Origin of the sequence: Actinosynnema pretiosum (genome assembly GCF_024171695.1) — a bacterium.
GTDB classification, from domain to species: domain Bacteria; phylum Actinomycetota; class Actinomycetes; order Mycobacteriales; family Pseudonocardiaceae; genus Actinosynnema; species Actinosynnema pretiosum.
The window spans coordinates 40,427-53,492 of the sequence record NZ_JAMTCF010000035.1; the positions used below are offsets into that span (position 1 = coordinate 40,427).

The 13,066-nt window shown below is 73.3% G+C and carries 5 protein-coding genes and 1 rRNA gene; 5 read left to right on the forward strand and 1 reads right to left on the reverse strand.

The annotated features are described in order from the left end of the window. Positions 1–9: 9 nt before the first annotated feature. On the forward strand, positions 10–3,297 hold the full coding sequence (gene lysX, locus LV78_RS39620; protein WP_253851363.1) for a bifunctional lysylphosphatidylglycerol synthetase/lysine--tRNA ligase LysX: 3,288 nt from the start codon (positions 10–12) through the stop codon (positions 3,295–3,297). A 43-nt stretch (positions 3,298–3,340) separates the two neighbouring features. Here the strand turns inward: lysX and LV78_RS39625 are convergent, their stop codons facing one another. Further along, complete coding sequence (locus tag LV78_RS39625; protein WP_253851364.1) at positions 3,341–4,906, reverse strand: alpha/beta fold hydrolase; 1,566 nt, start codon at positions 4,904–4,906, stop codon at positions 3,341–3,343. A gap of 86 nt (positions 4,907–4,992) precedes the next feature. Here LV78_RS39625 and LV78_RS39630 point away from each other — a divergent pair, with 86 nt between their 5' ends. From LV78_RS39630 to LV78_RS39645, 4 genes are all read left to right on the forward strand, one after another. Further along, positions 4,993–6,708, forward strand: a complete 1,716-nt coding sequence (locus tag LV78_RS39630; protein ID WP_253851365.1) for an NAD+ synthase — start codon at positions 4,993–4,995, stop codon at positions 6,706–6,708. 256 nt (positions 6,709–6,964) lie between these two features. Further along, positions 6,965–8,308, forward strand: coding sequence for a type I glutamate--ammonia ligase (gene glnA, locus LV78_RS39635; protein ID WP_253851366.1), 1,344 nt, complete (start codon positions 6,965–6,967; stop codon positions 8,306–8,308). A gap of 59 nt (positions 8,309–8,367) precedes the next feature. After that, a complete protein-coding gene (locus LV78_RS41935) occupies positions 8,368–12,408 on the forward strand; it encodes an FkbM family methyltransferase (RefSeq protein WP_253851367.1) in 4,041 nt (1,346 codons plus the stop codon). Positions 12,409–12,895: 487 nt separating this feature from the next. Beyond that, positions 12,896–13,066, forward strand: a 16S ribosomal RNA gene (locus tag LV78_RS39645); the annotation flags it as partial.

The following is a 13,066-nucleotide window of genomic DNA, read 5'->3' on the forward strand; positions in this document are numbered from 1 at the left end:
GTGGAAGACGTGGCGGTTGTCGCCGAGTGGAAGTGGCGTGCGGCGGGTGTGGTCGCCACGGTCGTGCAGGTCTCCGCGCTCGCCTCCCTGGCGCTGCTGCTCTGGGCCGAGGGAACCGTCCTCGGCGACGTCATCTTCTTCTCCGGCTACGCGCTCGGCCTCCCGGTCGAGGCGAACCTGTTCATCGTCCTGGTCCTGGTGGTCCTCGGCGCGGCGCTGCGCGCCCGCAAGCGCGCCGCCCTGTGGGCGCTGCTGCTCACCGAGGCGCTCGGCCTGCTCTGGAACCTGACCGTGCTGCTCCTGCTCGCCGTCGCCCCCGACGTGCTGTCGGCCGGTGAGCAGGTGGACTGGCGGCGCGCGCTCGGCTTCCTCGGCGGCGGCGCCCTCACCGCCCTGGTCATCATCGCCTTCCTGCTGGCGATCCGGGAGGCGTTCCCCGCCGAGCTGGCCCCCGGTTCCTGGCGCAAGGCGCTGGCCGCGTTCATCTTCGGCCTCGCCGCCGCCGCGACCGCCGGTTTCCTGCTCACCGAGGTCTTCCCCGGCACCCTCCGCGACCAGGGCGAGATGCTCGTCTGGGCGGCCAACCAGGTCTCCGGCGAGGTCGTGCCGCTGCGCCGCGCCCTGTCCGGCGAGGGCCCGGCCTGGCTGAGCGTCCTGCTGGGCGTCACCGGCACGCTCGTCGCGATCTTCGCCCTGTACCTGTTCTTCCGGGGCGAGCGCTCCAGCCGGTGGATCAACGTCGACGAGGAGCTGACCCTGCGCCGCCTGCTGACCGCGCACGGCGAACCGGATTCGCTCGGCTACTTCGCCACCCGCCGCGACAAGAGCGTCGTGCTCTCCCCGGACGGCCGCGCCGCGCTGACCTACCGGGTGCTCGCGGGCACCACCCTGGCCAGCGGCGACCCGGTCGGCGACGAGGACTCCTGGCGGCAGGCGGTGCGGGTCTGGCTGGACGAGGCCCGCCGGTACGGCTGGCGCGCGGGCGTGCTCGGCGCCAGCGAGCGCGGCGCCCGCGCCTACGCCGCCGAGGGCCTGAAGGCGCTGGAGATCGGCGACGAGGCCGTGCTGGACGTGCGCGAGTTCAGCCTCGCCGGACCGGAGCGGCGCGCGGTCAGGCAGGCGGTCAGCCGGGTCGAGCGCGCCGGGTACACCGCGCGGGTGCGCAGGCACGCCGAGATCCCCGCCGACGAGATGGCCGGGCTGCTCGACCTGGCCCAGCGGTGGCGCGGCGCGCAGACCGAGCGCGGGTTCTCCATGGCGCTGGGCAGGCTCGGCGACGAGGCCGACGGCCGGTGCGCGATGGTCGAGGCCTACGACGCGGACGGCGCGCTGCGCGGGCTGCTCTCGTTCGTGCCGTGGGGTCGGCGCGGGCTGTCCCTGGACCTGATGCGCCGCGACCGGACCGCCGAGAACGGGCTCAACGAGTTCATGGTCGCCGAGCTGGTCGCCGCCGCCGGACGGCTGGGCGTGCAGCGGGTGTCGCTGAACTTCGCCATGTTCCGCGCGGTGTTCGAGGAGGGCGAGAAGCTCGGCGCCGGACCGGTGCTGCGGGCCTGGCGCGGCGTCCTCGGCCTGGCCTCCCGGTTCCTCCAGCTGGAGTCGCTGTACCGCTCCAACGCCAAGTACGGCCCCGAGTGGCAGCCCCGGTACCTCTGCTACTCCGGCGTGCGCAGCCTGCCGAGGGTGAGCATCGCGGCGGGCGTCGCCGAGGGCTTCGTGCCGAACCTGCGCTCGCTGCTCAAGCGCGGCTCGCGGCACCGCGGCCTTGACGGCGCCACCACGTCCGGGCGCTGGTTCGCCGACGCCGTCCGCGAGATCGAGGCCGGCCGCCCCGAACCGGCCCGCGCCCGCCGCCCCGAGCAGGTCAGGGTCCGGATGGCCAAGCTCGACCTGCTGCGCGCCGCCGGGCGCGACCCGTACCCCGTCGGCTACGACCGGGACTGCCCGGTCGCCGAGGTCGAGTCCCGGTTCGGGCAGGTCGTCGCGATCACCGGCCGGGTCGTGGCGCTGCGCGAGCTGGGCGGCCTGTGCTTCGCCCGCGTCCGCGACTGGACCGGCGAGGTGCAGCTCATGCTGGACGCCGCCACCACCGAGGACCTGGACCTGTGGAAGTCCGGCGTGGACCTCGGCGACCACGTCGGCGCGCGCGGCGAGGTCGTGCGCTCCCGGCGCGGTGAGCTGTCCGTGCTGGTCGCGAGCTGGGCGGTCACCGCCAAGTGCCTGCACCCGCTGCCCGACCGCCGCGCGGGCCTGGCCGACCCGGAGGCGCGGGTCCGCAAGCGCTACCTGGACCTGGCGGTCAACCCCGGCTCGGCCGCGATGCTGCGCACCCGCAGCGCCGTCGTGCGCGCCGTCCGGGACTTCCTGCACGACCGGGGCTACCTGGAGGTCGAGACCCCGATGCTCCAGACCGTGCACGGCGGGGCCAACGCGCGGCCGTTCATCACCCACATCAACGCCTACGACACCCGCATGTACCTGCGGATCGCGCCCGAGCTGTACCTGAAGCGGCTGTGCGTGGCGGGCGTGGACCGGGTGTTCGAGCTGAACCGGAACTTCCGCAACGAGGGCGCCGACGCCACCCACAACCCCGAGTTCACCATGCTGGAGGCGTACCAGGCGTACGCCGACTACCGGGTGATGCTGGACCTGGTGCGGGAGCTGGTGCAGCACGCCGCGGTGGCCGCGCACGGCAGGCAGGTCGCGGTCCGCGACGGCGTGGAGGTCGACATCTCGGGCCGGTGGCCGGTGGTGCCGGTGCACGCGGCCGTGTCCACCGCGCTGGGCGTGGAGATCGGCCCCGACCTGCCGCTGGACGAGCTGCGCGCCGCGCTGGTCGCGGGCGGCGTCCCGCTGCCGGAGGACCTGGAGGCCGACCACGGGACGCTGGTGCTGCGCGCCTACGACCACCTCGTGGAGCCCGCCACGACCGCCCCGACCTTCTACACCGACTTCCCCACCTCGGTCTCCCCGCTGACCAGGGAGCACCGCGCCGACCCCCGGCTGGCCGAGCGCTGGGACCTGGTCGCGTTCGGCGCCGAGGTCGGCACCGCCTACTCCGAGCTGACCGACCCGGTCGAGCAGCGGCGCAGGCTGGAGTCCCAGTCGCTCAAGGCCGCCAGCGGCGACGTCGAGGCGATGGAGCTGGACGAGGACTTCCTGACCGCGCTGGAGCACGGCATGGCCCCCACCGGCGGGCTCGGCCTCGGCGTCGACCGGCTGCTGATGATGCTCACCGGGACCACCATCCGGCAGACCGTCCTGTTCCCGTTCGTCCGACCCGAGCCCAAGGCGTGAGCCGAGGACCCGAGCCCCTGGAGCGGACCGGCGCGCGCCGCCGCTAGCAGCGCGCGCCCGCCTGCGGCATCGCCAGACCGACCAGGTAGGCGGTGCCGATCGCGTCCACGCACTCCACGCCCTGCAGGTACACGGTGTGCTGCTCGCCCTCGTAGGTCAGCAGCCCGCCGCCCAGCACCCCGGCCAGGCTCACCCCCGCGTCGTACGGGGTCGCCGGGTCGCCGGTCGTGGAGATCACCAGCACCGGGGGCAGCCCGACGGGCCTCTCGGTCAGCGTCGGCACCGCCGTCACCGGCACCGGCCAGAACGCGCACGCGTCCAGCACGCCCACCGGCGGGGCGCCGTCGTCCAGGAACGGCGCGGCCTCGCGGTACCGCCGCGCGACCTCGGAGAGCTCCGCCCGGTCGGTGCCGCGCGGCGAGTCGACGCACTGGATCGCGGTGAACGCGTCCGTGATCGCCGAGTACTTCCCGTCCGCGTCCCGCCCGTAGTAGGTGTCCGCCAGCAGCAGGAGCGTCTGCCCCTGCCCCGCCCGCAGCTCGTTCAGGCCGGTGTTCAGCGGCTCCCACAGCTGCGAGGAGTACAGCGCCTGGATCACGCCGGTGATCGAGTCGTTGTACGACAGCTTCCGCCCCTGCACGGCCACCGGGTTCTCGATCAGCGGCCGGGTCAGGCCCTGGAACGCCTGGGCGGCCTTCGCCGGGTCGGTCCCCAGCGCGCAGTCCGGCCGCTTCGCGCACCACGCCGCGAACTCCTCGAACGCCTGCTGGAACCCGGCGCCCTGCGCCACCAGCGAGTCGCCCTCGTCCTGCGCCGGGTCGACCGCCCCGTCCAGCACCATCGCCCGCACGTTCGCCGGGAACGTCTCGGCGTACACCGCGCCGATGTGCGTGCCGTACGAGTACCCGACGTAGCTCAGCTTCTCGTCGCCCAGCGCGGACCGCAGCACGTCCAGGTCCTTCACCACGTCGCGCGTCCCCAGGTTCGCCAGGAACTCCGCGCTGGTGTTCTCCGCGCACTTGCGGGCGTACTCCTGGTTCTCCCGCTCGGTCTCCGCCACCCCCTCGGGCGAGGCGTCGACGTCCACGTCGAGCCGCTCGACGTCCCGCTCGGCGTCGCTCAGGCAGCGCACCCTCGGCTCGCTCGCCCCCACCCCGCGCGGGTCGAACCCGACCAGGTCGAAGCGCGCGCCGATCTCCGAGGACAGCACCTGCGGCACCAGCGACACCGCCGCCTCCATGCCGGACGCGCCGGGACCGCCGGGGTTGAGCAGCAGCGACCCGATCCGGTCACCGGTGGCGGGCCTGCGCAGCACCCCGATCCGGATCGTCTCCCCCTCGGGGGCCGCGTAGTCCAGCGGCACCTCGATCCGCGCGCACTCCAGGCTCGGCCGGTCCCGGTACAGCGCCCGCGTGCTCGTGCTGTCCGCGTACGCCGAGCAGCCGCCCCAGCCGACCTCCTGGCCGTAGAACCGCTCCAGCCCCTGCGGCACCGCCCCCGCCGGGCCGCGCTTCTCCAGCCGCACCCCCGGACCCGGATCGCCGGGAACCACCGAGGTGCAGGCGGTCAGTGCCAGCAGGACCAGGAGCAGCGGAGAGGAGCGGCGCACACACCGATCGTAGGTGCGCGCGGCGGGTGGTGACGCCTCGGCCACAACGCGCGCCGCCGACCCCCTCCGTGGGAGAGGATGTCCCCATGCCGCAGCTTCGACTCGCACTGGCCCAGGTCAACGCCTGCGTCGGCGACCTGGCGGGCAACTCCGCCCTGGTCGTCGACTGGACCCGCAAGGCCGTCGAGGCCGGCGCTCACCTGGTCGTGTTCCCCGAGATGGTCCTCACCGGCTACCCCGTGGAGGACCTCGCCCTGCGCGAGTCGTTCACCTCGGCCTCCAAGGCCGCGCTGACCGACCTCGCCGCCACCCTCGACCGCGAGGGCCTCGGCGGGATCGCCGTCTTCGCCGGGTACCTGGACGGCGACGAGCGGGGCAAGCGCAACTCCGCCGCCGTGCTGCACGGCGGACAGGTGGTCGCCCGCCAGCACAAGCACCACCTGCCCAACTACGGCGTCTTCGACGAGCGCCGCTACTTCCGGCGCGGCGACGCGCTGGAGGTCGTGCGGCTGCACGGCGTCGAGGTCGGCCTGGTGATCTGCGAGGACCTCTGGCAGGACGGCGGCCCGATCGCGGCCCTCGGCCAGGCCGGGGTCGACCTGGTCGTCTCGCCCAACGCCTCCCCGTACGAGCGCGAGAAGGACGACGCCAGGCTGCCGCTGGTGGCCCGCCGCGCCGCCGAGGCGGGCGCGCCGCTCGCCTACGTCAACCTCGTCGGCGGGCAGGACGAGCTGGTCTTCGACGGCGACACGATGGTGGTCGCCGCCGACGGCTCCCCGCTCACCCGCGCCCCCCGGTTCGTCGAGCACCTCGTGGTGCTCGACCTGGACCTGCCCGGCGGCGCCGCGCGCACCGAGGGTGAGGTCGCAGGCTTCCACGTCACCCGCAAGGTGATCTCGGACGAGGCGCTGCCGCGCTACGAGCCGCTGCCCGTCCCCGCCTCCGCCGAACCGCTGTCCGACGAGGCCGAGGTGTGGCACGCCCTCGTCACCGGCCTGCGCGACTACGTGCACAAGAACGGCTTCCGCTCCGTCGTGCTGGGCCTGTCCGGCGGCATCGACTCCGCCGTCGTCGCCTCGCTCGCCGTCGACGCCCTCGGCGCCGACTCGGTGCACGGCGTCTCCATGCCCTCGGTCTACTCGTCCGACCACTCCCGCTCGGACGCCGAGGACCTGGCCCAGCGCACCGGCCTGCACTACTCGGAGCAGCCGATCCCCACGATGGTGGCGGCCTTCGTCGACCAGCTGGGGCTCACCGGCCTCGCCGAGGAGAACGTCCAGGCCCGCTGCCGGGGCATGACGCTCATGGGCCTGTCCAACCAGCACGGCCACCTGGTCCTGGCCACCGGCAACAAGACCGAGCTGGCCGTGGGCTACTCGACCATCTACGGCGACGCGGTCGGCGGCTTCGCCCCCATCAAGGACGTCCTCAAGACCCTGGTGTGGGACCTCGCCCGCTGGCGCAACGCCGAGGCCGAGAAGCGCGGCGAGCTGCCCCCCATCCCGGAGAACTCGATCAGCAAGCCCCCGTCGGCCGAGCTGCGCCCCGGCCAGGTCGACACCGACTCGCTGCCCGACTACGAGCTGCTCGACTCGGTCCTGGACGACTACGTCGAGGGCGACAAGGGCTACCGCGCCCTGCTCGACTCCGGGTTCGCCCCCGAACTGGTCGACCGGGTGCTGCGCATGGTCGACCGGGCCGAGTACAAGCGCAGGCAGTACCCGCCGGGCACCAAGATCAGCAACAAGGCGTTCGGCCGCGACCGCCGCCTGCCGATCACCAGCGGGTGGCGCGAGGGCTGACCGCCCTCCGACTTTCGGACCAACTTCAGCGCGAGCCGACCGCGACCCCGCAGCCACCCGGCTGCGGGGTCGCGGTGCACCCGGAAGAGTGGATCTCCACCGAACCGACCAGCGCGATCACCCGCGAGGCCCTCCCGGCGTCACCCGCTCGGCCCAGGAACCCCCGCCGCGCGACCCCGCCCCGTCCGCCCAGGGCGAACCGCGTTAGGGCGATCCGGCAACGCGCCGTCAACGAGCTTTACCTAGGCTGCGACCCATGAACCGCCAGCAGGAGTTCGTGCTCCGCACGCTAGAGGAACGCGACATCCGCTTCGTCCGGCTCTGGTTCACCGACGTCCTGGGCTTCCTCAAGTCCGTCGCGGTGGCACCGGCCGAGCTCGAAGGCGCCTTCAGCGAGGGCATCGGCTTCGACGGCTCCGCCATCGAGGGCTTCGCGCGGGTCTACGAGTCCGACATGGTCGCCCGCCCCGACCCGGCCACCTTCCAGGTCCTGCCCTGGAAGACCCCGGACCAGAACCACTACTCGGCGCGGATGTTCTGCGACATCTCCATGCCCGACGGCGCCCCCTCCTGGGCCGACCCCAGGCACGTGCTGCGCCGCACCCTCGCGCGCGCCAGCGAGCAGGGCTTCACCTGCTACGTGCACCCGGAGATGGAGTTCTTCCTGCTGAAGGAGCTCAACGGCGACGGCAAGGAACCCGTCCCGGCCGACAACGGCGGCTTCTTCGACCAGACCAGCCACGAGACCGCCACCCACTTCCGCCGCCACGCCATCGAGGCGCTGGAGGCGATGGGCATCTCCGTGGAGTTCAGCCACCACGAGGGCGCGCCCGGCCAGCAGGAGATCGACCTGCGCTACGCCGACGCCCTCACCATGGCCGACAACATCATGACCTTCCGGTACCTGATCAAGGAGGTCGCGATCACGCAGGGCGTGCGCGCCTCCTTCATGCCCAAGCCGTTCTCCGACCAGCCCGGCTCCGGCATGCACACCCACGTGAGCCTGTTCGAGGGCGACCGCAACGCGTTCTACGACGCCGAGGACCCCTACCAGCTCTCCGACACCGGCAAGGCGTTCGTCGCGGGCCTGCTCAAGCACGCCCGCGAGATCACCGGCGTCACCAACCAGTGGGTCAACTCCTACAAGCGGCTCATCGTCGGCGGCGAGGCCCCGACCGCCGTCTGCTGGGGCCACGCCAACCGCTCCGCCCTGGTCCGCGTGCCCATGTACTCCAAGGGCAAGGCCAGCTCGCGCCGCGTCGAGGTCCGCACCCCGGACTCGGCCACCAACCCGTACCTGGCGTTCGCCGTCATCCTCGCCGCGGGCCTCAAGGGCGTCGAGAAGGGCTACGAGCTGCCGCCACCCGCCGAGGACGACGTGTGGTCGCTGACCGACCGCGAGCGCCGCGCCGCAGGCTACGCCAACCTCCCGCAGAACCTGGGGGAGGCGCTCACCGAGATGGAGAACTCCGAGCTGCTCCCCGAGGTCCTCGGCGAGCACGTGTACGACTTCTTCCTGCGCAACAAGAGGAACGAGTGGGACTCCTACCGCCGCAGCGTGACCCCTTACGAGCTGCGAACCCTGCTGCCGGTCCTGTGAGACAACAACCCGTGCGGGTGGTCCACACCGGGCACTCACCGAAGCTAGGTTCGTACACCGTGACCGAGTTCCCCTCGAACCCGGAGACCCTGCCCGCCCTCATCGGGTGCACGGTGGCGACCGCCGCCGAGCTGCCCGCGGTGAAGGCGCTGTCCAGCTCGTTCCTGGCCCACCACCCGGAGGCCCGGTTCCTGGCGCTGGTGGTCGACGCCGCGCCGGGCACCTCGGGCCCCGGCCTGGTCACCCCGGCCGACCTCGGCGTCACCGCCGAGGAGCTGGCGGTGCTGGCCACCGGCTGCACCGCCGCCGAGCTGTGCGGGGTGCTCCGGCCGCTGCTGCTGGAGCAGCTGCTCAGCCAGCGCGTCCCGGTGCTGTGCCTCGACCCGTGGGTGCGCGTCCTCGCGCCCGTCACCGAGCAGGTGCTCGCCGCCGCCGAGCAGGGCCCGCTGGTCCTGCTGCCCAGGGCGCTGCGCCCGCTGCCCGACGACGGCCTGCGCCCCACCCCGACCGAGCTGCTGCGCACCGGCGTGTTCGACCCCGGCTTCCTGGTCGTCGCGCCCGGCGCCGAGCCGTTCCTGCGCACCCTCGCCGAGCAGCTGCGCCGCACCCCCGACGCGACCAAGGCCGTGCTGGACATGGCCCCCGCGCTGGTCAAGGTGCACGTGCTGCGCGACGCCACCATCGGCCTGTCCGCGTGGAACGCCGCCCAGCGGCCCGTGCACCGGCTCGACGACGGCGCGCTCAGCGTCATGGGCGAACCGCTGCGCACGGTCCACTTCGCGGGCTTCGACCCGAACCGCCCCTGGCTGCTGTCCGCGCGCTTCGCCGACCGCCCCAGGGTCCTGCTGTCCGAGCACCCGCTGCTCGCCGACCTGTGCACCGCCTACCGCGCCGACCTGGTCCGCGCGGGCCACACCGCCCAGCGCGTCCCGTACGGCTTCGGCCAGCTCGCCGACGGCACCCCCATCCCGGACCGCCTGCGCGCCGACTACCGCGCCGCGTCCAGGACCGGCACCCCGCACGGCCCGTTCGGCACGCCGAGGCCGATCCCGGTGCCACCGCAGGAACTGCTGCTCGACGGCGCCCCGGACGCGGTCGACGGGCAGCCGGAAGCCGTTCCGCCGCAGGGCGAGCCGGGGCAGGGCGGACCGGTGGAGTCCGCCGCCGCCTCGGCCGACGCCGTCCCCGCCGCCTCTGCTCCCGCCGCCCCGGACACCGGCGCGCCGACCAGGGCCGTCCTCGCCGTCGTCCCCGACGGCAGCGCGCCCGAAGCCGCCACGTCCGAAAGCAGTGCGTCCGAAAGCGGCGCGTCCCGAGGCAGCGCGCCCGATGGCAGTGCTCCCGAAGGCGGCACGCCCGCCGGGCAGCCCGAGGCCCGCGCCTCGGAGTCCGCCGCCCCGAAGCCCGCCGCGCCCACCGATCCGGCCACCGCCGCCGCCGCCGCCGACGCCGACCGCCCGCACACCCCGCCCCCCGCGTTCGGGGACGACCGGGGCGCCGCGTTCCTGGCCTGGGCCTGCGAACCCGTCCCCGGCAAGCACGGCAGCACCCGCTGGGCCGCCGCCCTCTGGCAGGACGACCTCGCCCTGCGCCACGAGTTCCCCGACCCGTTCGGCGAGGACAGCACCGCCTTCCGCGACTGGTGCGCCACCACCGGCGTCGCCTCCGGCAGGCTCCCCGTCCCCGCCGTGCCAGGCCCCCGCGCCGGGACCCCGGCCCTGATCGACCAGCTCGGCGTCACCGTCCTCGGCGACGACCCCGCCGCCGACCTGCTCCGCGCCGCCGCCAAGGCCTCCGGCCTGCCCACCGGCGACGGCTACCCGGTCGTGCTGCGCGTCGGCGACGAGCCCGTGCCCGCCGACCGATTCCTGGTCGACTACCTCGCGTCCGACCAGCCCCCGCAGGCCCCGGACGCCACCGAGCTGTGGACGCCCTCCGAGGCCACCCGCGCCGCCGTCGAGCGCGCGGGCGGACCGGTCGTGCGCGTCCTCCCGCTGCCCACGGCCGAAGCCGACGAGGGCGTCCCCGAACCGCACGAGGGCCTGCTCCTCGGCGCGCTCGCCGACCACTCGATCGACCGGTCGGGCAACGTCCTCGGCGTCGTCGCCGCGTTCCTCGCCGCCTTCCCCGACCGCGACGACGTGCGCCTGCGCGTCACCGTCACCGGGGCCGCCGAGCACCCGGAGGCCGCCGAGCGGCTGCGCCTGGCCACCGCCACCGACCCGCGAGTCGAGCTGGCCGACGACTTCCGGCCGGTGGACTGCCTCGTCTCGCTGCACCGGGGCGGGGCCGACGACCGCATCGCCGCCGCGCTCGCCGACGTCGCCGCCACCGGAACCCCGGTCATGGCCGCCCGGCACGGGGCAGTCCCCGAGCTGTTCGACAAGGCCACCGCGCTGTTCGTGCCGTGCCGCCAGGGCGTCGAACCGGACGCCGACGCGGCCGTGAAGCTGCTGCGCGCCATCGCCGACGAGCCCGAGGCCGTCGCGGCGATAGGGGTCGCCGGGCGCGAGCACGTCCGCGCCACCCGCTCCACCGCCCAGGTCGCCGAGGTGCTGCGCGAGCGCGTCGAGCACGCCTACCGGGGCTGGCGCGCCCGCCGCGCCGCCGCCAAGCCGGTCCCCGCCGCCGACCCGCTCCAGGTCCTCCAGACCGCCAAGCACGCCCTGCTGCGCGAGCCGGACGTCAGCGTCGCCAGCCGCATCCCGATGGCACCGCAGCTGCGCAAGGTCGTGCTGCGCGTGCTCGACCACCACGACAACCACATGCGCGACGTCCTCGGCGGCATGGTCGAGGGCGTCGAGCGCACCGTGGCCGAGCTGGTCCGCAGGCAGGACGAGGTCACCACCGGCATCGGCCTCGGCGAGCTGGAGGTGCTGCGCTCCGAGGTGGAGCAGCAGGCCGAGCACCAGGGCGAGCACTCCGACCAGCTGATCGCGCTCGACGACTCGGTCGTCCGGGTCCGCGCCGACATGGCCGGGCAGGGCAGGAGGCTGCGCGACATCGAGGACGCCCTGGTCGCCGAGGCGGCCAAGCGCGCCAAGCAGGGCGAGGCCGCCGCGCAGCGCATCGACAAGCTCGCCGTCGCGCTGGAGCGCACCCTCGACCGGATCGACCGCCTGGAGTCCAGGGTGGTCGACGTGCTGCGCGACCGCGACCACCGGCTCGACGCCGGGGTGCGCGCCGCCGCCCAGGCCCAGGCCACCGCCGACGCGCTGCGCCGGGTCGTGGCGCGCGAGCACGAGCGGCACTCCGCCGCGCCCCCGCCGGTGCGCAGCTCGCTGGTGCTGACCGAGGTCGGCCTGCTCAGGCTGCCCTCCGACGACGCGTTCATGCTCCCGTTCCTGTCCAGCAACGGGACGTGGGAGGCGGAGCTGTCCGAGCTGATCGACTCGGTGGTCGAGCCGGACGGGATCTTCCTGGACGTCGGGGCGTACGCGGGCTACCAGACCGTGCGGATGCTCAGCCGGATGGGCACGTCCGGCGCCGTGGTCGCCGTGGAGCCGTGCCCGTCGGCGGTCGAGCTGCTGCGGCACAACGTGCAGGTGAACCTGCCGCAGCGGGTCGCCGAGCGGCTCGTCGTGGTGCCCGCCGCCGCGTGGGAGAGCGCGGGGGAGCTGGCCGCGCAGCCCTCGCTCACCGGCGGGATCTCGGTGTCGCCGCTGCCGCCGGACGCGCCCGAGGACGCGCCGAGGGTGCGCGCGACCCGGCTCGACAAGGAGCTGGAGGCCGTCCCCGGTCTCGCGGGGCTGAAGCTGTCGGTGGTCAGGGTGGACGCGCCGGGTCGTGGGCACCGCGCCCTCGCCGGACTGGTGCGGTTGCTGCGCAGGGACCGGCCGCACGTGTTCCTGGAGTTCTCGGCCACCGCGACCGAGGCGCTGGGCGACGACCCGGTGCGCGTGCTCGCGGAGTTCCGGGTGTGGGGCTACGACCTGGTGCCGCTCGCGACCCGCGAACCGGCGGCGCCCGAGGCCGTGGTCGCCGCTATGGAGGGGCTGCGCTCGGTCCCGCTGTGGCTGCGCCCGCGCCCGGTGTCGGCGAAGAACGTGCCGTCGCAGGCGTCCCCGTCCGCTTCGCAGCGCGCTGACCAGGCGATTTGACTGGCGACGCGGAGATGAGTAACTTTCTCCAAGTCGCCAGCGACAAACACCCCGGAACGAGCGGTTGACACCGCGAAACGGGCCGGGTAGAGTTGCGCGGCGTCAAACCCCCAGAACTTAACTGAATGGCTTCTTGCTGCCCCGGTGCTGGAAACAACGCCGATTTGACAGCCAGAAATCAACTCCGATAAGTTCTGGAACAAGCTAAATTGAATGCGAAGCGAGTTCGCCAAGCCGGTCAGGAAGTCGAAACGGCCGATTTGACAAGGCGAAAACGAACCAGCTAAGCTTCAAACACAACGAACGAACAAGCCCCAGAATGAAACGCGGTAAGACGCGGAGTAAAGACGGTGAGCGCGTGTTCTTTGAGAACTCAACAGCGTGCCGAATAGCCAGTAAATTATGATCCTCGTCAAGAGGATTCCTTTGAGATTGTTACTGGACAACTGACATTTTGTCAGTGTTGTCCGAGCGATCAACTCATTCATTATTGGAGAGTTTGATCCTGGCTCAGGACGAACGCTGGCGGCGTGCTTAACACATGCAAGTCGAGCGGTAAGGCCCTTCGGGGTACACGAGCGGCGAACGGGTGAGTAACACGTGGGTAACCTGCCCTGTACTCTGGGATAAGCCTGGGAAACTAGGTCTAATACCGGAT